Origin of the sequence: Flavobacterium sp. LMO6 (assembly GCF_009495795.1) — a bacterium.
Lineage (GTDB): Bacteria > Bacteroidota > Bacteroidia > Flavobacteriales > Flavobacteriaceae > Flavobacterium.
The window spans coordinates 63,802-89,972 of record NZ_WIBH01000010.1 but is presented as its reverse complement, the minus strand read 5'-3'; the positions used below and the strand labels follow the sequence as shown (position 1 = coordinate 89,972).

Genomic DNA, 26,171 nt, shown 5'->3' with positions numbered 1-26,171 from the left:
TTATTTTTTTTCTTTTGCTAAAATAGCAATAAATTGTTTTATCGTTTCGTCTAAATTTAAAAAAGATTTACCGCCAGCAGCATTAATATGTCCTCCACCATTAAAATAATTTCTAGCAAATTGATTCACATCAAAATCGCCTTGTGAACGGAATGAAATTTTAATTATACCTTCTTCTTTATTTTCAATAAAAATAGCTGTAAAATCAATACCTTTGATGCTTAATCCGTAATTTACAATACCTTCTGTATCTCCTTTTTTATATCCAAATTCATTTAATTCATCTTGAGATAAAGTAATATAAGTTGTTTTGTATTCTGGTAATACTTTTAAATTTTGTAATGCTTTTCCAAGAAGTAACAATCGATTATAGGAAGAATTATCAAAAAGTAAGTTATGAATTTCACTATTATCAATGCCTCTTTCAATTAAATCGGCTACACATTTATGAGTGGCACCTGTGGTTTTTGGAAATCGAAAACTTCCAGAATCAGTAACAATTCCAGTATATAAACAAGTTGCGACTGATTTGTTGATTAATTTTTCAAATCCTAATTGATAAATAAAATCATATATCATTTGGCAAGTAGAACCATAAGCTGTATCAGAAAAAGTAAAGGTTGCATAACCGTCTGGAGCTTGATGATGATCTATCATTATACTTGTAGCTGTTAATGATTTTAAAGCATTTTCCATTTGGTCTCCCGTTCTGTGAAGTGCATTGAAATCTAACGTAAAAATTACTTCAGATTTTTCTAATATACTTTTACATTTATCAAAACTTCGTTCAAAAATTAGTACTTTTTCGCTTTCGGGAAGCCATGCTAAAAAATCAGGAAATTCGTTTGGTGCCATTACAACCACATCGTGATGTAATTGCTTAAGGATGTGATATAATCCTAAGGTAGAGCCCATAGCGTCTCCGTCAGGATTTCTATGAGGAATAATTGTAATTTTTTTAGGTGTCGCTAAGATTGATTGTATAGCTTCGATTTCTTGTATTTGCATCATAGTGCGAATATATTATTTTGTAAGCTATTCTGCAATAATTATGCCTAACGTTTTAACGAAAAATGACCTTTAATTGTTTTTTCGTTGGTAAGTTTAATTTCAAACCAATAGTCGGTACTTGGTAAATTAGTTTCATTAAAAGTACCATTCCATCCTTCGCCTGAGCCATTAATTTGTTTTAATAATTTACCATAACGATCAAAAATAGAAATAATACTATTTTCGAGATTTCGTTTGTCTAAATTATCAATGAACCATGTATCGTTATATCCGTCGCCGTTTGGTGTGAAATATTTAGGATAATCTAAGATGTAAAATTTTTCAAATACAATGCCACATCCATTTTTGTCTTGCACATAAACGATGTATTCTCCTGCATTAAGATTACTAAAAACATTAGAATCTTGATAATTAATTCCGTCCAATGAGAATTCATAATCACCTACGCTTGAACTCGATATTTGAATTGTTGCTGTATTGTTTTCCTGAAAATCATTAATAATGATATCTTCAATTATTGCAATTGATGATGCAATAATAGTAAAGGTTTTTATTTTGGAACAATTATTTGCATTAGTTAGTGTTACATGATATGTTCCTGCCGAAGCAATTAAAATTTGTTGCGAATTTTGAGGCGGGTTCGTGTCCCATAAATAAGAAGAAAAGCCTGGTCCAGCATTTAAAATCAACACATCATTTTCACACAAACCTATTTCTTCGTCTAAAATAATTTCATCAAAAGTAGTAACATTTAGAAATATTGGATAATTAGTATAACATCCTTGAATATTAATTACTCTAGCATAAATGGTATGATTGTAAGCTATTGTATTTGTGTAGTTTGAAGATAAGGCTGAAGTACTTGTCGTTGTTTCAAAAAACGAAACTACATAATTGGTTGGCAGATTGGTAAAAAGTTGATTTTTTATGACGTCTAAATCAAAAAGTGTTATTCCATCTTGATTTGTATCTGCATCGCATAGTGTAAATGTATCTTCGTTAATAATTAAATCTTCAGCATATTCAATTTTAATACTACCTGTTGTTTGACACGTTGGTCCGTAATTAATTTCAACCAAATAGTCTCCCGCTGAAGTAATGTTGTAAGTTGCATTAGTAGCGCCTGGAATTGCAATAGAATTTTGAAACCATTGGTAGCCTGTTGCGCCAGTTTGTGAAGCATCAACTACTAAATTTTCGCCTTGGCATAAAGGATTGCCATTCGCAATTAATCTGTCGTCTCCAATATCTATTGTAAAATTAAAACTACCACCTCCTAAAAATATGGCAGAATCGTAACGGTAATTTCCTTCATCAGCAATAACTAATTTAATATGATAAGTTACTCCAGGTGTTACGTCTGATTCGGCTGTTAAAACTTTGGTTTGTCCGTTATAGTTTGTTGGATGATTAACATCGTTAAAGGCATCAAAGTAGGCTGCATTTGCTGGAGGGCAAATTGTGCCAGAACCACGAACCGTATTTACTTTTACAGGAGTATTTGTACCAGGTACAACAGCCAGGTTTTGATAAGTTGTACTACTAGCTTCTTTTAATAAAAAAGCAAATCCGTCGGTAAAGTTGCATTGATTTGCAGAAGGATTAGTTAAATATTGTTCAGAAGAAAAAATATAATCAAAACTAATTCTGTTTCCAAGCGGAATAAAATCGAACTCAAGTATGGTTGCGTTATAAGAATTGCTTAATCCTAATGCAGTATTTAAATCGTTATCTCCATTCCAGCCCATGCTTCCACCATCATCTGATAAATAAGAATTGGGTCCTGGCGCATTATTAATTTTTCCTGTAGAAAGTATAATTCCATTTTGAAAAGGAAATGAAGTACCAACTCCATCAAAAAATCCGTAACTTTTTTCGCCAGAGGCAAAATTTCCTCCAGAAACCGTTATATTAAATACATTGGCGCAAGTGCTGTTTATTAAAACATCATTTACTAAATATTCAGGGGTATAGCCTTCGTCTACAGAAATATTCTGTGCGTTTCCAAATTGAAAAATCGAAACGAAAAGAGCTAAAATAAGTTTGTTTTTAATAGCATTCATAGCATCGGCAAAGATACTACAAATCGCGCTTTTTTAAGATGTAATAGGATGTTAAAATAAATATAAATGTCCAAACTAAAACTATTGCTATTTCAGAGAAGTGTATGCTGTAATCTCTAATAACTTCTTTTCCTCCAATTGTAGTTTCTAATGTTTTTGCAACACTTAATCTTGTAAAAGGTTCTTTAATTAAATTACTCATTGATTCTAAAGGAAAAAACTTATAAAGTTTGTCAGCAAAATCAATAGTTTTATTATTTCCATTTAAAATTTCAAACTTTAAAATTCCATAAGATATTTTCTCAAAACCAAACCAAATAAATAAAAATCCTAAAGCAAAAGCACTTCTTTTAATTAATATTCCTAAAAACAGACAGAATGAGAAGAAACCTATTAGTTTTATAAAAAAGGCTAGTAAGTATTCTAAATCAGAAAAAACAATGAATAGTTCATTGTAAGAGGAAAATGAATACCCTAAAATTAAGGACATTATAAAAATAAATAAGGTAGTAGCCATTGCAAAACTAACAACTACTAAAAATTTTGATAATATAAATTCTTTTTTGCTTAGACCGTCAATAAGGTTTTGTTTTAATGTGCCATAAGTATATTCATTAGCCATCATGGAAACAATGACTACAGCTAAGAATATTTTAAATAAAGCAGCGATATAAGTGTTAAAGTGCCATATGTAAGGAAAATTAAAAATCCCTTGATCTGCAATTCTTATTTCACGTCCAAAAAATGTAAATTCTATAGAAGCAATTAATGCAATAGAACTTAATAAAATGAAATATGAAATAATTAAAATACGACTAGCTTTGTTTTTCCAAATTTTTTGAAATTCTATTGAAAGTAATCTTTTCATGATTAGTTTATTTGTTTTTGGTTAATTCTAAAAATTGTTCTTCTAAACTGTTTTTTCTTTTAACAAGATGTTCTAAAACAATTTTATGCTCAAATGCATATGAATTTAATTCTTTAGCTGAAATTTCATTGTTTAAATAAACTAATAATTTTCCTTCTTCTTCAACAGTATTTTTAACAGATTCGTGATTTTCAAGAACAGATTTTAATTGTGCCATATTTTCGGCTTTTACTTCAAAGAAGCTGTCGTTTGCAATCATGTTATGAACCGAACCTTGGTATAACATTACGCCTTTTTGTAAAACAACCACATGACTACATACTTTTTCAACTTCATCTAATAAATGAGAAGCTAATAAAATGGTTGTGCCTTGAGATGCAATTATTCGAATAATATCTCTAATTTGACGAATTCCCTGCGGATCTAAACCGTTTGTTGGTTCATCAAGAATTAAAATTTCGGGATCATTCAGTAGGGCAGAAGCAATAGCTAAACGTTGTTTCATTCCTAATGAATAGGTTCTAAATTTATCGTTTTTACGTTCTAAAAGTCCAACTAATTCTAGTTTTTCGTCTACTTTAGAAAAGTTAGTTCCTTTAATTTTACAAACCAATTCTAAATTTTCTTTAGCTGTCATGTAAGGATAAAAATTTGGACGCTCTATAATAGCTCCCACTTTTTTTAAAGCTTCATGAGTATTTAACTTTCCTCCAAACCACTCAAAATCGCCAGAAGTTTTATTAACAACATTAAGCACAATTCCTAATGTTGTTGATTTTCCAGATCCGTTTGGACCAAGAATGCCATAAACATTTCCTTTCTTGATCTCAAATGACACATTTTTTACAGCGTGTAATTTTTTGTTGAAAATCTTGTTTAGATTGGTGATTTTTAAAATGGTTTCCAATTTGTTCGTTTTTTGATTTATAGGTAAGACGAACAGTTGCGACTTTTGTTACGAAGTAAAAAATAAAAAAACTCTCAACTATGGCGAGTTGAGAGTTTTGAAATAGTAGATTTGGAAAAATTTAATAATTTAAAAAGTTGTTTATTTTAACTTTTTCGGCTTTTAAATCATGCATTAAATTGTATAAACCAAAGAAGGTTCTGTTGATATAGATGAAATGTTTTGAACCTCTATTTCCATTCATGTTTTTCAATTCTGTACTTTTTGAATAACGTTCGCCTAAATCGGCAATTTGTCCAAAAAATTCATCATCAGAAAAATCAAATTCTTCCACATGAAATGGTCTTGCGAATAAGCTTAACAACTCGTGAAACATCGCAGTAAAAAACTCAACTTCTTCTTTTGAATCGTCTTTTCTTAAAATTTCTAATTCGTATAGTTTCGATTTGAAAAATTCAGGATTTGCTAAATTTTCTTTCTTCGCTAATTCAAAATAAGGTATATAAAAATCATTCGGAACTTCTTTAATACAACCAAAATCTAAAGCAATAAGTTGATTTTCTTTGTTGATTAAGAAATTTCCAGGATGAGGATCGGCATGAACTTTTCTTAAGTTGTGCATTTGAAACATATAAAAATCCCAAAGCGTTTGCCCCAATAAATTGGAAACTTCTTTGTTTGTATTGTGCGCAGTAAATTCAGATAAATGCTCGCCCGTCATCCAATCCATTGTTATGATTTTCTCTGAAGAAAATTCAGGATAGTATTTTGGGAAGAGTAAATTCGGAATAGTTGCACAAGCTTCCGCCATTTCAATGCTTTGCTTAACTTCGTTTATATAATTGGTTTCCTCAACTAATTTATCTTCAACTTCTTTAAAATATTTATCAGAATCTTTTCCTTTAATGTTAAACATTTTAATTGCAATTGGCTTTACCATTGCTAAATCAGAACTTATACTCTCTGCCACTCCTGGATATTGAATTTTCACAGCAAGATTTTTCCCATCCTTGCTAGCTTGGTGTACTTGACCAATACTAGCGGCATTTATTGAAGTGGCATTAAAAGTATCGAATATGTCTTGTGGTTGTTTACCAAAATAATTTTTAAAGGTTTTGTTTACTAATGGCGCAGATAAAGGTGGAACCGAAAATTGAGCTAAAGAAAATTTTTCAACGTATGCGCGAGGCAAAATACTTTTGTCCATGCTTAACATTTGAGCCACTTTTAAAGCGCTACCTTTTAATTGTTTTAAACCATCGTAAATGTCAGAAGCATTATTAATATTTAAGTTTTCTTTTGCTTCTTCTTCTGTTTTGGTAATTTTATCTCCGTAATATTTAATGTAATTTACACCCACTTTTGCTCCAGTTTGAATCAGTTTTGATGCTCTCTGAATTTTTGACGTAGGAATACTATCTATAGTTTTCATTTTGTTTGACTTTTTTTAGCGGTAAAAAAGGGTATCGCTTTTTTTGTTAAAGGATTTTGCTCGAGTAAATATTTTTTTAGAGCAATTTCATATGATTACATTTTAAATGAAGCTTTTTCTTGCCACATGAATTTTCCAAAGTCAATTAAACTTTTTAAAGGAGCAATATCCATTAAGTCAAAACTTGTATTGACAGATTTTTCAATAAAAATATCAGTTTTTTCAAACGATAATGAAGTGTCTTCTAGCCAAAATTTTAATGTAAATAAGAATTGAAGCCAAGCCATTTCACTCATACTTTTTTCTTGAATTTCAACAAGCTTATCTTGTTTTAAATCAATTTTTTCAATTTCTAATTCGTTATAAAATGATTTAAAATGAATTCTTAATTCTGATAATTTAGATAAACTTTTTAGTTTGTTACTGCTTTCTTTTAATTGTGCTACAACAAAACTTCTATTGGCAGATAACATTTCAAAATACGTAAAGTAAAAACTTAATAATTGTGTTCTGGCGTCGTAAGAACTAAATTCATCACTTTTATGAAGTAATGTTTTAGTATTTGTGAATAATGAATTAAAGAAGTCTTTTTCTATTTGATCAAATGATGCGTAATTCTTATAGAATAATGATTCATCAAAAGTATAATGCTTGGCAAATAAATAAACAGATGTAGGTTGTTTATTATGTTCTAAAAAATAATCGATGTAAAAACTCAATATTTCTTGCTTGGTAATTTCTTTCTTTTTTGCCATGATGTTTAAATTTTATCAAAGGTAATTAATGTTTAATTAATTATCAAAAAAGTTAAACAAAAATTTTGTTAAAGTTCTTTCAAAAAAAACCTCAAGTACAAGATTGTAATTGAGGTTTAATATTTTGTTAATAAATAGCTTAGGATTTTTGTTCCTTGTTAAAGTAAACCAAGTAATAATACATTTGTTTTTCTTCGTCCCAACCTTTTTCAACGAATTTCTCAGCGCTTTCAGGGTTGATGAAATCCAATTTGATTTGGATATTGGTATCTAATTGAATCGTGTTTTTTAACGTACGACGCACATCAGTCACGGCAGCATTCGCAATTGGAAAACTTGAAACGTCTTCGATACTATATTTGGCACCTTTATCTACTTTATAATTTTTGAATTCTGGAATAAATTCAGGATTCTGCATTACTTCATTTAAGAAAGCCGTTTCTTCAAACTCATCATTTTTTGCAAAGTGATTGATTGCACGATTCATAAACAATACTTCTTGTTGCTTGTCTTCGGCTGGTAAAACTACTTCTTTAGCAAACTCTTGACAGAATTTCAAGTATTTCTTAGTCATGAAGTTTTCATCCTGAAAAGCATCAACTGATAAGAAATGTTCTAACCAATAACGCGCATCGTAACGGTTGCTATCTACGGTTAAAATTTTGTAACCTTCATCTTTTTTATAATTGAAAATGATACAACCTTTATCTAACTTATTCAAGTTGATTCCTTGTTGTAAAATCATTTCTAAGTTACTTTCTTTTTCTTCAAATTGTAAGAAATCGGTTTGTACTTCACTTTTGAAAACACCAATAGCATCAACTACATTATTATCAATAGAAACATGTGTAAAATAAGCTACATATACTTCTCCGTTTTTAATGTGTGGATGGTTTGATTGCTCAAAAAGATGTTTTGTAATTTTTTTCGAAACGTTATGAATTTCATTTGGGTTATTAAAAACTTCGGTAGCAAAATTGAACATGTCATTATATTCTAAATCAACTTCATGAGCAAACTGAAAATAATTTTCTTCTTTTTCACGAAAAGGTTTAAAGAAATATTCTTTTAATAAAGGCATAATTTCGTCATTTAACCCATACGGATTATCCGATAAAAAAATAGCTTCGTTTCTACTTTTATTTCCTACTCTATGAATCGATAGGTTTTCAATATGTGCGTTAAATAAGTTTATCATTTTTTAATTTTAGTTTAAAAGTTTAGAAGTTTATGGGTTTAAAAGTAGTTTTCAGGAGTTTTTTTCCTTTTAAACTTTTAACCTATCAACTTTTAACCTGTTTTTTAATTCCAGTTTTCTTCAAATCCCATGTCTTCAAAGCTATCGTCTCCGTCAAACATGTCTAAGTCTTCGTCATCTAAATCATCTTCAAATTCACCAAACATATCTTCGTCAGACAAATCACCTCTGAATCCACTTTGAAGTGCTTCGGCAGGAAGTTCGCCGTGTGAAAATAACAAAGCAGGATAAGTTTCTCCAATTTGTTTGTCATTATCTATTGCAGCTAATTCTAAGAAAAATGTCCACATTGAAAACAAATCATAAACATAAACCAATTTAGTATTTTGTTCATGAACTAAATCGTCTAATTTATATTCAGCCATTGTTTTGATTTCGCCCGGAATATCACCAGTGTCAAACAAAGGAATTCCGTCTTCTTCATGCCAAGACCAATCATTTGCACACGTATAAAAAGCACCAACTTCTGTTCCATCAAACCCGAAAGCATTGATTAAAGCATTGTGTAAATCTTCTAATGTATTGTCGCTTTCTATCGCAATATCTCTAAAAATATCTTCTTCGGCATCTAGAATAGCTCTGAATTTATAAATCATAATCTTTGAAATTTTAAGAAAAGCAAAAGTAAGGATTATTTAAGAAACAAATTTTAACAATTTAGAATTGTTAATAAGATTTTAAAATATTGAAGTTTCTGTTATTGTTGTTAGTCGCTCAAGGGTTTCTAGGCCATAAAATGAGTTTCCTTTTTTGTTTAATTTCGGACTCCAAACAGCTACTGTATATTGATTTGGAAAAATAGCAACTACACCACCGCCAACTCCACTTTTTCCGGGAAGTCCAACTTTAAAAGTAAATTCACCCGCTTGATCATAAAAACCACACATTTGCATTAAAGCATTCATGCGTTTGCATTGACTGGAAGTTAGGAATTTAGAATTGCTTTTTGGAATTATCCCGTTATTAGCAAAAACTTGAAAACATTTTGCTAAATCTACACAACTCATTTCAACCGAACACTGATGGTAATAAAAATCTAAAACTTCTTCTGGTTGGTGTTTAATATTGTCAAAAGATTTTATAAAGTTAACTAAAGCGGCATTTCTATACCCATTTTCTAATTCAGATTGAACTACTTTTTGGTTGTAATTAATTGTTGGATTTTCTGAAAGTTCTCTGACAAATTCTAAGAAATATTCTTTTGGGTTTTCAAAATGATCCAACATCAGATCAGCAATTACTAGAGCTCCAGCATTTATGAAAGGATTTCTAGGAATACCTTTTTCATATTCTAATTGAATTAAGGAATTGAAAGCATTTCCAGAAGGTTCATAGCCAACACGTTTCCATAAATCGTTTCCAATTTTAGAAAAAATAAGGGAAGTGGTAATGACTTTTGAAATACTTTGAATCGAAAAACTTTCTAAAGCATCGCCTTTTGAAAACACATTTTGATGTTTGTCAATCAATGCTATTCCGTATTTATTTTCGTCAATTTTAGCTAATTCAGGAATATAATCTGCTATTTTTCCTGTGTTTTCAATTTGAGAAACTTCGTTGTAAATTCCGTCTAAAATATCTTGATAGGGCATAAGTCTAATTTTGGTAAAAGTAAATAAAATCGGGAAAGTTACAATTCATCCTCAAAAAATGACAGTTGGGTTATTTTCAATTTTATTCAAGGTTTTTCAGTTGCAACTTTGCTTCATCAAAATAAGATAGTTCAAGCGCAAGAACAAAAACAAATTCAAGATCAAGTTTAAAACCAATAACAAGATCAAAGTCAAAAAACGAACATTAATCAATTAAAAAAGCGAAGCAACTGTGAGAATCTTTATTCAACGCAATCAAAATTAAAAATCTCGGTGAAGCTCTGTGTAAAAACAATTAAAACAATAAAAATTATGAGTACAAAATTAATCACTATCATCGCAATGTTTGTAGTTTCAGTAGTAACAGCACAAACACAATTCGACCAAGGAATGAAAAAAGCCTTACAAACTTGGAAGGAAGGAAATTCAAAAGAAGCATTAGTCCAGTTAGAGCAAATTGCTTCGGTTGAAAAAACAAATTGGTTACCAAATTATTACATCGCATTAATAAACACAACTCAAGCTTTTGTAGAAAAAGACAAAACAAAAGTAGTCGCTTTATTAGAAACCGCTCAAAAAGCACAAGATTTTTGTAATAATTTGGCTTTAGAAAATCCGGAAGTATTAGTAATGCAAGCTATGATTCACACCGCTTGGATTGTTTATGATCCAATGACAAACGGGCAAAAATTATCGGGAGATGTAATGTATATTTACAATAAAGCGTATAAAATTGCTCCTGAAAACCCAAGAGTTGTGTTTCAAAAAGCCTCTTTTGAGAAAGGAATGGCAGCTTATTTTAGTCAAGATACCCAACCAATGTGTGCCCAAATTGAAAAAGCAATCGAACTTTTTGCTACTTTTAAGCCTGAATCGGTTTTTCATCCAAGTTGGGGATTAGATAGAGCACAAGAGGAAATTAAGGCTTGTAAATAAAATTTTTAAAATGAAGTATTCAAGAGAAATAGTTAAAGCAATAGTAATTGGGTTTGTAATTTTTGCAATACTTCAAGGTGTGAATTTACTAATCAGTAGAAGTTTACCAAGTCTTGTAACATTAAAATGGAATTTCATTTTTACGATGTTGTATAGTGTGGTACTTTATTTTGCTAATGCTTTAATATTTATCCAATTAGATAAATATTTTGAAAAGAATCGATTTCATTTAAAGCGATTGGTAATCGGATTTTTAGCTTCGTTTTTTGTTTCGGGATTTGCGATATTTCTTTTGCGAATGTTGGAAGATGTTGGGTTTGAAAACAAAACGGTTCAAGAGTTTATCCAAAATGAAATACCAGCTAATTATGTTGTGGCAATGGTGATTACAATTATAGTTTCGTTAGTAATTCACTTAGTTTATTTCTACAAATCGTATCAGGAAAACAAGTTAAAAGAACAAAAAATCATTGCTGGAACAGCTTCGGCGCAGTTTGAAAGTTTAAAAAATCAAATCGATCCACATTTTCTTTTTAATAGTTTGAATGTATTGAGTTCGCTGATTGAAGAAAATCCCGAAAATGCTCAAAAATTCACGACATCGCTTTCAAAGATTTATCGTTATGTTTTGGAGCAAAAAGATAAAGAATTGGTTTCGGTTGCGGAAGAATTACAATTTGCTAAAACGTACATGAATTTGCTAAAAATGCGATTTGAAAATAGCATCACATTTGAAATTCCAGAAGGTTTTGATATTGCTTCGAACCTCGCAATGACAGAAGAAACAAAAGTAGTTCCGTTATCGTTGCAATTATTATTAGAAAACTGTATAAAACACAATGTTGTTAGCGAAGCAAAACCGCTACACATTAAAATTAGTATTGAAAATGGTCAGTTGGTAATTACTAACAATCTTCAAAAGAAAGAAGTTTTATCAGACCGAAAAGGCGTAGGGTTACAAAATATTGTCAATCGCTACGGAATTTTAACCAAAAGAAAAGTATTGGTAGAAGAAAACGAGAAAGAGTTTAAAGTATTTCTACCAATTTTAACCAAACAAATAAGTATTATGGAAACAACATATAATTATAATGAACAAACGGCTTATGAAAGAGCGTCAAGAAGAGTCAAAGAAATCAAAGAATTTTACGGAAGTTTAATTTCTTATTGTATCGTAATTCCGGTTTTAGTGTTTATCAATTTTAGAACCTTTTCAGGATTTCAATGGTTTTGGTTTCCGATGTTAGGTTGGGGAATGGGATTGGTTTTTCATGCTTTTCGAGTTTTTGGTTATGGAAGTTCTTGGGAAGAACGAAAAATTCAAGAGATTTTGAAAAAAGATCAAGAGAAAAACAACAAATGGGAATAATTAAATTTAAAAAAAATAAGAAATCATGAGTTTACAAGATAGAATCAATAGTAGAATGGATAAAGAAGCGTTTAAAAACTTTATTCCATCAAATGCAGAAGAAGTAAGATATTATCAGGCGGTTAAAAGAGTAAAGAAAATCAAAGGATTTTACACACACGCTGTCGTTTATTTAGTCATCAATATTATGATCGTGATTATTAATATTCAAAATTTAAAAGATGGCGAAAGTTATTTTCAAGCACATAATTTTTTCACCGCTTTCTTTTGGGGATTAGGATTGTTAGCACATGGATTATCGGTATTTTTGCCTGATTTTATCATGGGACAAAACTGGGAAGAGCGTAAGATTAAAGAATTTATGGAGAAAGAGAAGGCGAATAAGTGGGAATAATTCGTCGCAGTTTTCAGTCGCAGTTGACAGACAACACAAGAACCTGAAACCTGAAACCTGAAACAAAAATAACAATGAATATATTAATAATCGAAGACGAAAAACCAGCAGCACGATTGTTGCAACGCAAGGTTGAGAAATTAGGTTTGCAAGTAAATACCATGTTGCATTCTGTTGAAGAAGCTATTTCATGGTTTCAAAACAATCCGCATCCTGATTTGATTTTTTTGGACATTCAATTGTCTGATGGTTTGTCGTTTGAAATATTTGAGCAAATTGATATTAAAAGTGCCGTGATTTTTACAACTGCTTATGATGAATATGCATTGCGAGCTTTCAAATTGAATAGCATTGATTATTTGTTGAAACCAATTGATGAAGACGAACTTTCAATTGCAATTTCTAAGTTCAAAAATCAATTTCAAAAAAACACGATTTCAAGTTTAGATTTTGAAGCGATTAAGCGCATGTTAGTCAATCCGGTGGAAAAGGAATATAAAAAGCGATATTCAGTAAAAATTGGGCAACAATTAAAAGTGATTTCCATTGAAGAAGTAGAATGTTTTTACAGCGAAAACAAAGGAACATATATTCACACCTTGGATAATCGTGATTATTTAATCGATTCCACTTTAGAAGTTGTAGAAACCGAAATCAATCCAAAAGATTTTTATCGCGTAAGCCGAAAATTCATTGTTCCGTTGAAGGCCGTTAAAGAAATTCAGGTGTATTCAAATTCGAGATTAAAAATCATTTTACCCACTTACAAAGCCGATGAAGTCATTGTAGCTAGAGAACGTGTTGCTGATTTTAAAGAGTGGATAGGATAATTAAAAATTAAAATAAAAGCGCCAATACACAAAAAAGCCTATTAAAATTAAATAAAGTAAATTATTTAAACTTAATAGTATAGTAGCTAATTTATTCCAATATTTTTCATAAATTATTTTATAATTAATAGCTAGCAACGGCAATATAAGAATAAGTAAAACAAACGGAATATAGGAAGTAAGGCTTATTAATAAACGATGTGAATCTTTGTAAGGAGCAGGGAAATAGAAGATGTTAATATTTGTATTTAATACAAACATATAGAAGAATAGTATGAATCCAAATGGTACTAGCAATAGCTTAATAAAATTATATTTATTTATGTTTTTTGTTTTAAAATAATTGATAAAAAAGTAGCAAGAACTCATTAAAAAAAACAAACCACTAAAAAGAAGAAAAAATCGAATTGAATCGTTGTTTTGAGGTATTTTATAAGAAGCTAATTTTTCAAATTCTTTATTTTTTGGAAATAATGAATCTACTTTTATAATGTGATTTCCTTTAGCAAGTTCCTCTTTTATATTAAATTGAATTGTTTTGTCATATTTATGATAGAAGTATAAATTGACAGTTCCATTAGTATTATCCCAAATAGAAGTTAAGAGCGTTCCATCACCAATTTTATCACGACAAACGTGCATGGTATCCGAAACCTTTTTACAAAATTCTAGATTTGATTCATAATTGTTTTTTAGAAAATCAACACCATTTTTGTAGCGATCAAGTCTTTTTGCATCTTCTTTTGAGGTTATAGACGGACAAAAATTAGACAAAACATAACTAGCATCGTTACCTTCAATAATTTTATAAGGTTCCACTACGATATATTTCCCAGATTTTTCAATATAAATGAATACATCTTCTATGAAATAACTTTGGTCATATTTTTCAATATACTTTTTAACATCTTCTACAGTTTTACAAGTATGAAGAATGTCTTTTAAGTAAAAAGTAGGATTTGTTATTTTAAGTTTATTGTTTAAATTTTTTATTTCTGGATGATAGGAGGAAAGTCTTGAGAAGACTAATCCATATTCATTCATTCCAGATTGTGGGGCATAACCGTTTTTACCATCGTATCTTGCACCTGTAAATGCTGCTCCATAAGGTGCATTTAATGAGCCAATTTCAAACCAAATATGAGGTGTTGTTAGCCAAGCATCATGATTACAGCCAACGAAAGTTTTACCATTTTTGGTAATTTTGTACATACTGCATGCATTTCCAATATTTCCCGAAAGGTGTAATAAAACAATAATAATAATTTTAACGCTTTTCATATTAGGATATGTTTTATTATTAAAACGATTACACAACTGAAATGTTACAAAACATTAGAATTAATAACAAATATCTATTAAATGATGAAACTTTTTCTAATACCAATTAAAGCAATTATTAAAATTGAATAATAAATTAAAATCGGAATAATAAATTCAATCCAACCCATGGTAAGCATAAAAGCAATAAGTAATAACTGAAACCCTAATCCATAAAGGGATAATAGCGTCATGAACCAATTAGGAAAGGTTTTTACTTTATGAGCATTTTGATCTAAAAAGTGAATTATTTTATCAAATCCTCCATAAACAACTGTGTAAATTTTAAACAAAATAGTAACTGACTTTTGCGATTCACCAGGTAAAGCTTTAGGTGTTTTGTATTCGAAAACTTTACTAGTAGTGTCGCCTCCAACCGATTTGTTTCTTAAAATTACATAGTAATAATTATATAAAGTACCCTGGAGTTGAATACAAAAAAAAGCAAGTAGCATCATCCAAAATGATGTATTCGTTACTTTCCAGATGGCTAATAGGAAAAAGAAATTTAAAAAAATATCAAAAATACTATCTAAATAGCGTCCAGAATAAGAGGGCGTTTTTTTTAATCGAGCTAACTCGCCATCTGCGGCATCAATACCTGATTTTAAAAGTATAAAAAACGAAGCAGTAATGTAATAATGATTTAAAATACAATAAATTGCAATTAAGCCAGATATACCAAATAACAAGGTAACATGAATAGGAGTAAAACGTGTTTCTTTTAATTGAAGCGCTAAGAATCTTCCAAACGACCTTCCGTAGTCAGATAAGTCTAAAAATTTATCTGAAGCATTTAATTTTGACATTTAAAGTTAATAACAAGGAACTGTGACAATATAGTCGGCAATATTATTTTGAAAATCGATGTAACGTAAATGTCATGGCAGTTAATAAAAAGAATGCCATGATTTGATGAGCTAATCCTAACCAAAGTGGCACATGGAATAACAAGGTAAAAATACCTAATAAGAACTGAATAAAAACAAAAACCAACAAGGTTTTAACTCCGTTATCTTGCGTTTTGTCCAACACAAATTTTCTGCTTTTTATAAATAAGAAAATAATCATTCCAACTACAAAATAGGCAAAAGTTCGGTGAATGAATTGCACGCCGCTTTTTCCTTCAGTAAATGCTAATAGTAAATTCGATTGTTCTAATTGAATACTTTCATGGAAAAATTGACCATCACTCATCAAAGGCCAATGATTGTGAATTAATCCGGCATTTAAACCTGCAACAAAACCACCATAAATAATTTGAATGATAAGAATTACCAGAGCAATTCGGGCGATTTTTTTCAATTCTAAAACGGGTAATTTTCTTTCTGGATAAATCAAATCCAAAGCTACCCATAGCGTATAAGCAAATGTGATAAAAGCAAACGTTAAGTGAATTGCCAGTCTGAAATGACTTACATCTGGCATGTCTTTTAAACCACTAGCTACCATGAACCATCCTAAGAATCCTTGAAAAGCGCCCATTCCTAAAAGAATGAAACATTTTTTGATGGTTGTTGCATTTAATTGTTTTTTGATTAAAAAATAAACGAATGGAATAATGAAAACAACACCAATAATTCGACCAATAAAACGGTGAAACCATTCCCAAAAAAAGATAAACTTATAATCATCTAATTGAAAATTATTGTATTGATTGATTTTTTGATATTCAGGAAACTTCTTGTATTCTTCAAAGGCATCTACCCATTTTTCTTCGCTCATAGGCGGAAAAGTGTCGTTTATTAAATGCCAATCGGTCATAGATAAACCCGAGTTTGTTAAACGAGTAATACCACCAACAGTTACCATAACAAAAAGTAGTATACAACCAGAAAGTAGCCAGTAAATAACCGATTTATTTGTTTTCATTTTTTTGATTTTCAAAAAGTGCTACAAATTTACTTAAAGACAATTTTAAAAGCACTTTAACAAATTATAAAATTTATACTTTTTTTAATCCAATTTTGGAAGCTTTATTTATAACAAACTCTTTTGCAGCTTCATATTCATTTGGAATTTCGCCTTCTAAAATGGCTTCTTTAACCGCTTCTTTTAGTTGGCCAATTTCTCTACCAGGTTTTAAACCAAACAATTCCATGATTTCTTCACCAGAAATTGGCGGTTGAAAAACCCTAACTCTATCTTTTTCTTCAACTTCAACTATTTTAGTACGTACAATTTTAAAATTGTTATGATACTTATTGAACTTTTTAGGGTTTTTAGTTGTAATGTCAGCTTCGCAAAGCGTCATTAGATTTTCAACATCTTCTCCTGCATCAAAAACCAAACGTCTTACTGCCGAATCTGTAACAATATCTTCTGCCAAAACAATTGGTCGAGAACTCATCATGACCATTTTTTGAACAAATTTCATTTTATGATTTAAAGGCATGTGCAAACGTTCAAATATTTTTTTGACCATTTTTCCACCTAAAAATTCATGTCCGTGAAACGTCCAACCTTGTTTTTTATTGAATCTTTTTGTCGGAGCTTTGCCAATATCGTGTAATAATGCCGACCAACGCAACCAAACGTCATCGGTATTTGGGCAAATATTATCAACTACTTCTAGCGTGTGGTAAAAATTGTTTTTGTGCGTATGACCTTCTACTTCTTCTACATTGTTTAAATCCGTTAATTCCGGAAGAATTATTTCTAATAATCCGGTTTGAAATAAATGCAAAAAGCCAATAGAAGGTTTTTCAGAAGCCAAAATTTTATGCAATTCATCTACAATTCGTTCTCCTGAAATAATATTGATTCGGTCTTTATTTTTAGAAATTGCTTTTAAAGATTCCGATTCAATTTCGAAATTTAGTTGCGTAGCAAAACGAATCGCACGCATCATTCGCAACGGATCGTCGGAATAGGTGATATCAGGATTTAAAGGCGTTTTTATGATTTTGTTTTTCAAATCTTCCACACCATTAAAAGGATCTACTAAATTGCCAAAATTTTCAGCATTTAAAGAAAAAGCTAGCGCATTTATCGTAAAATCTCTTCGTTCCTGATCATCTTTAAGCGTTCCGTTTTCCACTAATGGATTTCGACTATCGTGTGTGTATGATTCTTTACGAGCTCCCACAAACTCCACGTCAATGTCATCATAGCGCAACATGGCAGTTCCGTAGTTTTTAAAAACTTGTACTTTTGGATGAAATGGAATGAGTTGAGATACTTTTAAAGCTAATTCAATTCCACTACCAACTGCAACAATGTCAATGTCTTTTTTGTGGTCTCGTTCAAGTAAAATATCGCGAACAAAACCACCAATTACATAGCATTCCAAGTTAAGTTCTTGTGCTGCTTGCGAGATGATTTTGAAAATTTTATGTTCTAAATGTTGTTTGTAATTCATTTTCTTAATTAGTCAATTTGACAATTAGTCAATGTGTCAATAATTTATCAAACAATTTCATTGGCTTATTGACAAATCGAAATATTGACACATTTTTATTTGCGAATCACTTTTACCTGACTATCTAAACCTAATTTAATAATCGTAGAAGGATTTTTGCAAACTTTATCGTGGTGCAAATTTACTACATAGTCAACACCTTTTATAATTTCTGGAGTAATTTCTTTGAAAGTTTTAGGAGTAAACATTCCGGAAACATTAGCAGAAGTAGAAACTAAAGGTTTTTTCATTCTCTCCATTAATTTAAAACAAAAAGGTTCGGTAACCATTCTAACGGCTAATGTATTGTCTTCTGCAATTATATTTTTTGCCACATTGCGTGGTTTATCTAAAATTAAAGTGGTTGGTCGCTCTGACAAATCTAAAATTTGCCAAGCTACTTCAGGAATATCTTTAAACACATTGTACATCATTCGTTCGCCGTTTAGTAAAACAATCATGCTTTTAGATTCTTCACGTTGTTTTAAGGCATATATTTTTTTTATTGCATCTTCATTTGTGGCATCGCAGCCAATACCCCAAACGGTATCTGTTGGATATAAAATGATGCCTCCGTTTTTGATGATTTCGAATGCGTTATGAACTTCTGTATTGATTTCCAAGATGGTAGTTTTAGCTTTAAAGAATTATATTTTATATGATAAAAAAGAGAATAATTTACCTTACAAAATTTTATTTTTAAAAATTTATCAAATATAATGTATATATGTTAAACTAAAAAAAATGTATTTTTGAAAAAAATATCAATTCTTTCTTTGTAACCCTGAATTTTAAAAATGAAAATACTTTTTCACGAAAATCAACTTTCATATAGAGGTACCTCAAATGCAGTTTATAATTATGCATTATTTAATCAAGAATACTTGAATAATGAATCAATTATAATTCATCAAAAAAACAATAAGAATAATTTTGGACCTGCAATTGAGAAGTTTAAGAAAAAATTTGAAGTTCATTCTTATTCTAATTTGAATGAAATAGATAAAATTGTTTCCGATACTAAATCAGATCTTTTTTATGCCATTAAAGCCGGTAAAATTGATGGTGTTGAATCTAAAAATTGTAAAACAGCAATTCATTCTGTGTTTAAATATTACGAGCCTCATGGAGATGTTTATGCTTATGTGTCAGAATGGTTGTCAAAAGAGATGACTAACGGAGTTGCTCCATTTGTACCTCATATGATTGCAATTGAAAAAACAGATTTAGATTTGAGAGCCGAATTAAATATTCCTAAAGATGCCATTGTTTTTGGAAGACACGGAGGCGATACTACTTTTGACTTACCATTTGTTAAAAAATTAATTATTGAAATTTCAAAAAAGAGAAAAGATATTTATTTTGTTTTTATGGGTACCAACAGTTTTGTTTTTAAAAGTATTTTTACTCCTTATAAAAACATTATTTTTCTGCCAAAATCTCAAGACGAAATTTATAAATCTAAATTCATTAACACTTGCGATGCCTATTTACATGCAAGACAGCAAGGAGAGAGTTTTGGTATTGCTGTAGGAGAGTTTTCAATAGCAAACAAACCTATTATAACATGGGCTAATTCAGAAGAAAAGTCACATATTGATATTTTAGGAGATAAAGCTGTTTTATATACTAACGAAATAGATTTAAATGATATTATTCAAAATTTTAAAGTTGATAAAGATAAAAACTGGGATGCTTATTCAAATGAATTTTCTTCAGAACGAGTAATGGATAAATTCAAAAGTGTTTTTATTGATTAACTTAATAATGAATTAACTCATCAAAAAAAATAAATTTATCGTTGTGTGTTTTGCTTTCAATAGTATTAAACAAAACCAAGCAAATACAAATAAAAAAAAAATATTCTATTCAGTAACGAATTTTTTGCACAAAATCTAGTATTAGTCATTGAAGTAAACCGCGGTTACCAGCCGTATTTACTTCGTGCTGCTTTAAATTTCTTCTCCGAAGTCTGTAAAATAATAACGCCATTTAAACCTCTAAAGCCATAGATACTTGTTGATTTTTCTATTGTTAGAATTTCAATTCTATAAGTTTCTGCTAAAAGTATATCTTTTAGTATTTCTTTATTTTTTAAAGGGTATCCATTAATAACTATTAATGGTTCGAGATTTCTATTTGCACCATCCTTAATACGTATTTTTACATTTTGGTTGCCGTCAGAAATTTTAACACCATAATTAGTTAAGTTTTCATCTGAATCAGGATTGTATTTCAAAACGTTAAATATTAATGAATCAACATATTTATAAAGTTTTTGATCAATTAATTTATCGAAACGTATTACTGTAAATTGTTTGGAACCATTATTTTGAAGTCGAATAATTCTAAATTTATCAATTTCTTTTTTGTCTTGATAATATTCTATTATTTGCCCAAAGTCAGTTTTATTTATTTTAATCTTTTCTTTTGCAAAATGTGAAGTAACTTTAACTTTGGATAAACATAAATTGACTTCACTTAATTTAAAATTTTTATTTTCAATTTCCCATTTAATAAATTCACAATGTTCATTATCAATTATTTTTGGGTTTTGATTAAATATAATCGTGTCATTAAATTTACTTTGAGTCAATTCATTTTCTGCATACCATTTTCCAATTAAATCTTTTACTTTAATTTGAGAAAAAGAAATAATTGAAAACACTAGAAAACATAATGTAAAAATATTTCTTTTCATTTTTAGTAGTATTCAAGTTTATATTACTGCTTTTGTTTTAAAGAATCTGAAAGATGCGCTCCCTTTAAAAGTACGTAAAATAAACTCCAATATTTTGGTTTAAAAATCGAAGAAAAAAAGTACTTAATTTGAAAAAAAGTTAGTAAAATTTTAAATTTGAAGTATCCATAATGTTTTCTAATGACATATAACTGAGATATTTTTAATTCCGTTTTAATTGCAATAGACTTTGGAGTACTAGCTCCGTGGTAATGAATAAATTCGGCTTCAGGAATTAAATAAGAATGTTTGTTTAATTTGTTTATTCTTTTGCATAAATCAGTTTCTTCGTGATATAAAAAAATATTTGTATCAAAACCGCCAACTTTCCAAAAATCAATTGATTTTACCATCATAAAACTTCCAGATACAAATTGTCCTTTTTGATGATTAAAATACTCTTTTTTACGATTTGGATATTTATTTGGATTTATTTTTTCAAGAATAGATCTACCTAAAAACTCTTTTGATAAGGATGTGTAATGGTCTAAAGTTGGTAAAATTGATCCATCTTCTTTGTAAGCTTTTGGCCCACAAACTCCATAATTTTCATTTGCTTCCATTGCATTATGTAAAAGAGATAAACAATCATTTTTAAAAATAGAATCGTTATTTACAAAAGCAAAATATTTAGCGTTTGCAACTTGCGCTCCTATCATATTACCACCACCAAAGCCTGTGTTAATTTTACTTTTAATTAATTTTAGATTGTTTCTTTTTTCATTTTGTACAAATGAATCAACCAAATTCAAATCCTCTATTTTTGAATTATTATCAACTACAATAATTTCATAATCAAGATTTGAAGATGTTTTATCCCATATGCTTTTTATACAATTTATTGTATATTCAGCGGAGTTGTAGTTTATTAAAATAATTGCAATTGTATTCATTTATAAGTATTGATTTACACCTTTTTCAATAAAGGATATTTTTTTTTCTGTTGTTTCTTTTTCAATAATATGATTTATTTCAATATGACTTTTGTCTTGCTCTTTATGATAAATATGATAAGCAATAGCCGTGTTTTTTAGTCTTTTTCCTTGAATACCAATGTTGTGTAGCCTTTGAATCATTTCAGAATCATCTATTCCCCAACCCACTAGGCCTTCGTTAAAACCATTTATTTTTATGAAATCTTCTCTCCAAAAAGACATATTGCAACCTCTTAATTTAGAAGAACGAATGGCTATTTTTTTGGCAAAATTCATTAAAAAAGGAATACGTAAAGTTCTCCCTCTCTTTTTTATTCCTTTTGAAAAAAAATGAAAATATGTAGTTTTATCTTTAAATATTGTTTCTAATTTTTTTTTCTGGATATTTACTCTGGAACCAAATAAATAAGTTCCTTTTTGTGCATATTTTAAATGATCTTCAATAAAATTAGGATGCATAATAATATCACCATCAATTTCAATAATGTACTCGTTTTTAGCTAATGCTATGGCTTTGTTCATTATTTTTGGTTTTTGATTGCCATTATCTTCGTGCCAAACATGAATTAAAGGAACTGGAAAATCTTTTTGAAATTTTTTGATTAATTCAGTTGTTTCAGGCCTCGAACCATCATCCGCAATTATTACTTCATTGGGTAATACGGTCTGATTTTTTACACTCAAAAGTAATAGCTCTAGTGCATTTGGCCAATTATATGTTGGTGTAACTAAACTAGAAGTTGGTTTTTTATTCATCATCTATAAATATAGTGCAAATTAATATAAATATTTATATTTGTAAAAAAAAGATTATGGTATATGATTGTTTTATTTTTTTTAATGAACTAGATTTATTAGAAATAAGATTAAACGAGTTAAATAATGTGGTAGATAAGTTTGTTATTATTGAAGCAAACAAGACATTCCAAAACAACCATAAGCCTTATTATTTCGAAGAAAACAAAGAACGTTTTGCGCAATTTTCTTCAAAAATAATTCATATAAAACTAGATAAATACCCGCTTTTTATTCCGATTATTAATCCATTTACACCTTGGAAATTAGAATTTTTTCAACGAAATTCTATTGTAAAAGGATTGGTAAATTGCAAACCTGATGATATTGTTTTAATTTCTGATGTGGATGAAATACCAAATCCTTCCGTTTTACAAAATTTATTAGATAAAGGTATAAATGAAATTTACGGGTTAAAAATGGACATGTATATGTACTTTTTAAATAACCAGTTAATATATGATGGAGGTAGTTCTATGTCTATTGAAGAGGCAAAAGATGGAATTTGGCATTGTACCGCAGTTTTACCTTATAAATTACTAAAGAAGACTCCAAATCGAATTAGAAAAATTATAATGAGAACCAAACGTAGAGGAGAAGTATATAAAATTATTCCAAACGCAGGCTGGCATTTTACTTATCTAGGCGGAGTTAAAAAAATTATTCAAAAATTAGAAGCTTTTTCACATACAGAATATAACAACGAAAACTTTAAGAGTAAAGAACAAATTGAAAGTTTTATTACTTCAGGAAAAGATTTGTTTGGACGTGATTTGCAATTTAAAATGCTTGATGACTTAGATACACTTCCTAAATATCTTCAAGAAAATGCTACTAATCCTAAATTTAAGGATTATCTTTTTACAAAGTAAATTATGAATAATTTTAAAATTAATAATAAATTTCAATCAATTAAAGATTTATTACTTGATAATATTATACACTTTAATTCTTCTGGAAAGTTTTTTATTGAAGGTCAAAGAAATGCAATTAAGTTGTTTGATATTGATGGATTTGTGGTGAATGTAAAATCTTTTAAAAAGCCTAATTTAATTAACAAAATTGCTTATCGCTATTTTAGAAAATCTAAAGCATCTCGTTCTTTTGAATATGCTTCAAAATTGATGGAATTTCAAATTGGAACGCCTCAGCCAGTTGCTTTTTTTGAAAGTTTTGATCTTATTGGATTAAATGAAAGCTATTATGTTTGCGAACATTTAGAAAATGTATTTGAGTTTAGAGCAATTGTGCAAAATGAAGATTTTAAAAATAGAGAAGAAATTATAAGAGAATTTACAAGATTTTCTTTTCAAATGCATCAAAAAGGAGTGGAGTTTTTAGATCATTCGCCAGGAAATACACTAATAAAAGATAATAAAGATGGCTCATATTCATTTTTTCTAGTGGATTTGAATCGGATGAAGTTTCATTCAACTATTGATTTTCAAACTCGAATGAAAAATCTTTCTAAAATTACTCACAAAAAAGATATGATTGAAGTGATGAGTAACGAATATGCAAAACTTTCAGGGGAAAACGAAACTTTAGTTTTTGAAACCATGTGGAAACAAACAGCCGATTTTCAATTTCGATTCCACAGAAAAAAAAGAATCAAAAAGAAATTAAAGTTCTGGAAAAAGTAGTATTTTCACTTTTTATTTCTTTACATGCTATTATCAGTTATTATAACTACTTACAATTCGGAAGTATGGCTTCAAAAAGTACTCGAAGGTTATTGCAACCAAACCGAGACTAATTTTGAAGTGGTTATTGCTGATGATGGTTCTACTGAAAACACAAAGTTAATTATAGAATCTTTTAGTCATAAATTTCAATTTCCTATTCAACATATTTGGCAAGAAGATAATGGTTTTCAGAAATGTAAAATTTTAAATAAAGCTATTTTAAAAACAAATTCTGAATATTTACTTTTCACTGATGGCGATTGTATTCCAAGAAAAGATTTTGTTGCCCAACATTTAAAGTACCAAGAAGAAGGCTATTTTTTGTCGGGTGGTTACTTTAAATTACCAATGGAAACTTCCAATATAATTTCATTAGAAAATATTAAACACCAACATTGTTTTTCTATTTCTTGGTTAATAAAAAATGGAGTATCAAAGAGTTTTAAATTGTCTAAACTTACAAAATTTAAACCTTTTGCTGTTTTTATGAATTGGTTAACACCCACAAAACGAACTTTTAACGGACATAATACGTCTTGTTTTAAAAACGATCTAATTGCTGTAAATGGTTTTAACGAAGAAATGCAATATGGCGGTTTGGATAGAGAAGTAGGCGAACGTCTTTTTAATTTAGGAATACTTTCAAAACAAATTCGATATTCTGCAATTTGCTTGCATTTAGATCATAAAAGAGGCTATGCAACAACTGAGACTTGGGAAAAGAATAATGCCATTAGAAGCTACAATAAAAAACACAATGTAACTTTTATTGAAAATGGTTTGTCTAAATATATTAGCGAATAATCTGAAAAAAATCTTTCAATTTTTCTTTAATTAAAGCTATTGGATATTCATCAAAATACTTGAAAGTGTGTTCTTTAATGTATTTCTCGTCAAATTCCTTGTAAATTTCAGGTTTCAAATCTTTTAAATGAATAGAGATATTTTTCTCATCTTCAAAAATTTGCCAAGTTTCTTTATCTACACTTGGCGAAAACAATGAAAATGTTGGAATAAATAATGCTTTTGCCATATTTACACTTCCACCTTCGTTGCCAATTAAAGCATCACATTGAGAGAGTAAACCTAAAAACGAACGCAAATCGTTAGCATACAAATCAAAATAAATGCGTTGTTGTGTTTCGGGTTGGCACAAATCAAAGATTTTTTGAGCATCTTCTTTTTGTTTCGGAATGTAGTTGAAAAGTAAATTTGCATCAGTAGTTTGAACCGTGTAATCTAATAATTCTGCCATTTTTTCAAACGGATACGTTTTGTACCATTCGCTTCCTAAAATCCCAACCATAAAAGTTGGTTTGTCGGTTTTTATAGGAAATGAATGTAGTAGTTTTTTTGCTGATTCAATTTCAGAATCTGTTAAAAACACTTTAGGCTTATAATCGGTAATTTCTTCTTCTATTAAAGGTTGCAATAAACGCAATCTATTAATAATTGCCAAACCAATTTTAGACTGTGTTCCGTTCTTTAAACGTTCAATATTGTAATTATAAAACAATGCCGAATAGCCTTTTTTATATGAAATTTTATACTTAGCTCCAGAAAATAATGTTATTAAATTGGTTTCCAACTTACTGTAAGCGTCAATCACAGCGTCATATTTGGTACTTCTAATTTTGAAAATAAATTGAAAAAGGGAAAGATAGTTTTTACGCACTTTTTCTTCTAAAACAATTATATTAGTTATGTTAGGATTGTTTTTTAAAACATCAACACAATTGGCATAACACATATAGTCAATCTCAGCATTTGGATATTTTGTTTTTAAATTATTGGATAAAATAGTTGAGGTTAATACATCTCCAATTCGTTTTTGCTGAATAACTAAAATTTTCATATAATTTGTTTTGAAGTTGCTAAAAT

General features: G+C 29.2%; 26 protein-coding genes. 8 read left to right on the top strand and 18 right to left on the bottom strand.

What is annotated here, in order from left to right:
- From GFJ99_RS10955 to GFJ99_RS10915, 9 genes are all read right to left on the bottom strand, one after another.
- A complete protein-coding gene (locus GFJ99_RS10955) occupies positions 1 to 1,011 on the bottom strand; it encodes a bifunctional oligoribonuclease/PAP phosphatase NrnA (RefSeq protein ID WP_153208755.1) in 1,011 nt (336 codons plus the stop codon).
- A 44-nt stretch (positions 1,012 to 1,055) separates the two neighbouring features.
- The gene (locus tag GFJ99_RS10950) at positions 1,056 to 3,074 is read right to left on the bottom strand and encodes a T9SS type B sorting domain-containing protein (RefSeq protein ID WP_153208753.1); all 2,019 of its coding nucleotides are present in this window, start codon (positions 3,072 to 3,074) and stop codon (positions 1,056 to 1,058) included.
- A gap of 16 nt (positions 3,075 to 3,090) precedes the next feature.
- The gene (locus GFJ99_RS10945) at positions 3,091 to 3,942 is read right to left on the bottom strand and encodes an ABC transporter permease (RefSeq protein WP_153208751.1); all 852 of its coding nucleotides are present in this window, start codon (positions 3,940 to 3,942) and stop codon (positions 3,091 to 3,093) included.
- Between the two features lie 7 nt (positions 3,943 to 3,949).
- Positions 3,950 to 4,849: an ABC transporter ATP-binding protein gene (locus GFJ99_RS10940; RefSeq protein WP_153208749.1), complete on the bottom strand. Its 900-nt coding sequence runs from the start codon at positions 4,847 to 4,849 to the stop codon at positions 3,950 to 3,952.
- A 121-nt stretch (positions 4,850 to 4,970) separates the two neighbouring features.
- Complete coding sequence (locus GFJ99_RS10935) at positions 4,971 to 6,281, bottom strand: AarF/ABC1/UbiB kinase family protein (protein WP_153208747.1); 1,311 nt, start codon at positions 6,279 to 6,281, stop codon at positions 4,971 to 4,973.
- A 95-nt stretch (positions 6,282 to 6,376) separates the two neighbouring features.
- Complete coding sequence (locus GFJ99_RS10930; RefSeq protein ID WP_008254097.1) at positions 6,377 to 7,036, bottom strand: TetR family transcriptional regulator C-terminal domain-containing protein; 660 nt, start codon at positions 7,034 to 7,036, stop codon at positions 6,377 to 6,379.
- 139 nt (positions 7,037 to 7,175) lie between these two features.
- Entirely contained in the window at positions 7,176 to 8,234 is a 1,059-nt protein-coding gene (locus GFJ99_RS10925) for a nucleoid-associated protein (protein WP_153208744.1), read from the bottom strand.
- A gap of 104 nt (positions 8,235 to 8,338) precedes the next feature.
- Positions 8,339 to 8,890 carry a hypothetical protein gene (locus GFJ99_RS10920; RefSeq protein WP_008254093.1) on the bottom strand — a complete coding sequence of 184 codons (552 nt, stop codon included), beginning with the start codon at positions 8,888 to 8,890 and terminating at the stop codon, positions 8,339 to 8,341.
- A gap of 81 nt (positions 8,891 to 8,971) precedes the next feature.
- Complete coding sequence (locus tag GFJ99_RS10915; RefSeq protein WP_153208742.1) at positions 8,972 to 9,886, bottom strand: glutaminase; 915 nt, start codon at positions 9,884 to 9,886, stop codon at positions 8,972 to 8,974.
- A 312-nt stretch (positions 9,887 to 10,198) separates the two neighbouring features.
- Here GFJ99_RS10915 and GFJ99_RS10910 point away from each other — a divergent pair, with 312 nt between their 5' ends.
- The 4 genes from GFJ99_RS10910 to GFJ99_RS10895 all read left to right on the top strand — a co-directional run bounded on the left by GFJ99_RS10910 (position 10,199) and on the right by GFJ99_RS10895 (position 13,415).
- Positions 10,199 to 10,822, top strand: coding sequence for a hypothetical protein (locus tag GFJ99_RS10910; RefSeq protein WP_153208740.1), 624 nt, complete (start codon positions 10,199 to 10,201; stop codon positions 10,820 to 10,822).
- Positions 10,823 to 10,832: 10 nt separating this feature from the next.
- On the top strand, positions 10,833 to 12,191 hold the full coding sequence (locus GFJ99_RS10905; RefSeq protein ID WP_153208738.1) for a 2TM domain-containing protein: 1,359 nt from the start codon (positions 10,833 to 10,835) through the stop codon (positions 12,189 to 12,191).
- Positions 12,192 to 12,216: 25 nt separating this feature from the next.
- Entirely contained in the window at positions 12,217 to 12,585 is a 369-nt protein-coding gene (locus GFJ99_RS10900) for a 2TM domain-containing protein (RefSeq protein ID WP_153208736.1), read from the top strand.
- 74 nt (positions 12,586 to 12,659) lie between these two features.
- On the top strand, positions 12,660 to 13,415 hold the full coding sequence (locus GFJ99_RS10895) for a LytTR family DNA-binding domain-containing protein (protein WP_153208734.1): 756 nt from the start codon (positions 12,660 to 12,662) through the stop codon (positions 13,413 to 13,415).
- Here the strand turns inward: GFJ99_RS10895 and GFJ99_RS10890 are convergent, their stop codons facing one another.
- The 5 genes from GFJ99_RS10890 to GFJ99_RS10870 all read right to left on the bottom strand — a co-directional run bounded on the left by GFJ99_RS10890 (position 13,416) and on the right by GFJ99_RS10870 (position 18,758).
- Positions 13,416 to 14,696, bottom strand: coding sequence for a hypothetical protein (locus GFJ99_RS10890; protein WP_153208733.1), 1,281 nt, complete (start codon positions 14,694 to 14,696; stop codon positions 13,416 to 13,418).
- Positions 14,697 to 14,773: 77 nt separating this feature from the next.
- Positions 14,774 to 15,544 (bottom strand): CDP-alcohol phosphatidyltransferase family protein, encoded by a 771-nt coding sequence (locus tag GFJ99_RS10885; RefSeq protein WP_153208732.1) that lies wholly within the window; start codon positions 15,542 to 15,544, stop codon positions 14,774 to 14,776.
- A gap of 43 nt (positions 15,545 to 15,587) precedes the next feature.
- A complete protein-coding gene (locus GFJ99_RS10880; RefSeq protein ID WP_153208731.1) occupies positions 15,588 to 16,607 on the bottom strand; it encodes a COX15/CtaA family protein in 1,020 nt (339 codons plus the stop codon).
- Between the two features lie 73 nt (positions 16,608 to 16,680).
- Positions 16,681 to 18,096 (bottom strand): CCA tRNA nucleotidyltransferase, encoded by a 1,416-nt coding sequence (locus GFJ99_RS10875; RefSeq protein WP_153208730.1) that lies wholly within the window; start codon positions 18,094 to 18,096, stop codon positions 16,681 to 16,683.
- 95 nt (positions 18,097 to 18,191) lie between these two features.
- Complete coding sequence (locus GFJ99_RS10870) at positions 18,192 to 18,758, bottom strand: L-threonylcarbamoyladenylate synthase (protein ID WP_008254079.1); 567 nt, start codon at positions 18,756 to 18,758, stop codon at positions 18,192 to 18,194.
- Positions 18,759 to 18,932: 174 nt separating this feature from the next.
- On the opposite strand from GFJ99_RS10870, the gene GFJ99_RS10865 reads away from it, so the two are divergent.
- Positions 18,933 to 19,895 carry a hypothetical protein gene (locus GFJ99_RS10865; RefSeq protein WP_153208729.1) on the top strand — a complete coding sequence of 321 codons (963 nt, stop codon included), beginning with the start codon at positions 18,933 to 18,935 and terminating at the stop codon, positions 19,893 to 19,895.
- Positions 19,896 to 20,059: 164 nt separating this feature from the next.
- On the opposite strand, the gene GFJ99_RS10860 is transcribed toward GFJ99_RS10865, so the two are convergent.
- From GFJ99_RS10860 to GFJ99_RS10850, 3 genes are read right to left on the bottom strand one after another with little or no spacing between them, the layout of a single operon-like run.
- Positions 20,060 to 20,836 (bottom strand): hypothetical protein, encoded by a 777-nt coding sequence (locus tag GFJ99_RS10860; protein ID WP_008254076.1) that lies wholly within the window; start codon positions 20,834 to 20,836, stop codon positions 20,060 to 20,062.
- A gap of 23 nt (positions 20,837 to 20,859) precedes the next feature.
- Positions 20,860 to 21,768, bottom strand: a complete 909-nt coding sequence (locus GFJ99_RS10855) for a glycosyltransferase family 2 protein (RefSeq protein WP_153208728.1) — start codon at positions 21,766 to 21,768, stop codon at positions 20,860 to 20,862.
- The gene (locus GFJ99_RS10850; protein ID WP_153208804.1) at positions 21,769 to 22,566 is read right to left on the bottom strand and encodes a glycosyltransferase family 2 protein; all 798 of its coding nucleotides are present in this window, start codon (positions 22,564 to 22,566) and stop codon (positions 21,769 to 21,771) included. It lies immediately after the preceding gene.
- 56 nt (positions 22,567 to 22,622) lie between these two features.
- Between GFJ99_RS10850 and GFJ99_RS10845 the strand changes: the two genes are divergently transcribed.
- From GFJ99_RS10845 to GFJ99_RS10835, 3 genes are read left to right on the top strand one after another with little or no spacing between them, the layout of a single operon-like run.
- Positions 22,623 to 23,477 carry an N-acetylglucosaminyltransferase gene (locus GFJ99_RS10845; RefSeq protein ID WP_153208727.1) on the top strand — a complete coding sequence of 285 codons (855 nt, stop codon included), beginning with the start codon at positions 22,623 to 22,625 and terminating at the stop codon, positions 23,475 to 23,477.
- A 3-nt stretch (positions 23,478 to 23,480) separates the two neighbouring features.
- Positions 23,481 to 24,248, top strand: coding sequence for a lipopolysaccharide kinase InaA family protein (locus GFJ99_RS10840; protein ID WP_153208726.1), 768 nt, complete (start codon positions 23,481 to 23,483; stop codon positions 24,246 to 24,248).
- A 24-nt stretch (positions 24,249 to 24,272) separates the two neighbouring features.
- Positions 24,273 to 25,094, top strand: a complete 822-nt coding sequence (locus GFJ99_RS10835; protein ID WP_153208725.1) for a glycosyltransferase family 2 protein — start codon at positions 24,273 to 24,275, stop codon at positions 25,092 to 25,094.
- On the opposite strand, the gene GFJ99_RS10830 is transcribed toward GFJ99_RS10835, so the two are convergent.
- The gene (locus GFJ99_RS10830) at positions 25,084 to 26,145 is read right to left on the bottom strand and encodes a glycosyltransferase family 9 protein (protein WP_153208724.1); all 1,062 of its coding nucleotides are present in this window, start codon (positions 26,143 to 26,145) and stop codon (positions 25,084 to 25,086) included. The two genes, GFJ99_RS10835 and GFJ99_RS10830, sit on opposite strands and share 11 nt — an antisense overlap.
- Positions 26,146 to 26,171 lie beyond the last annotated feature (26 nt).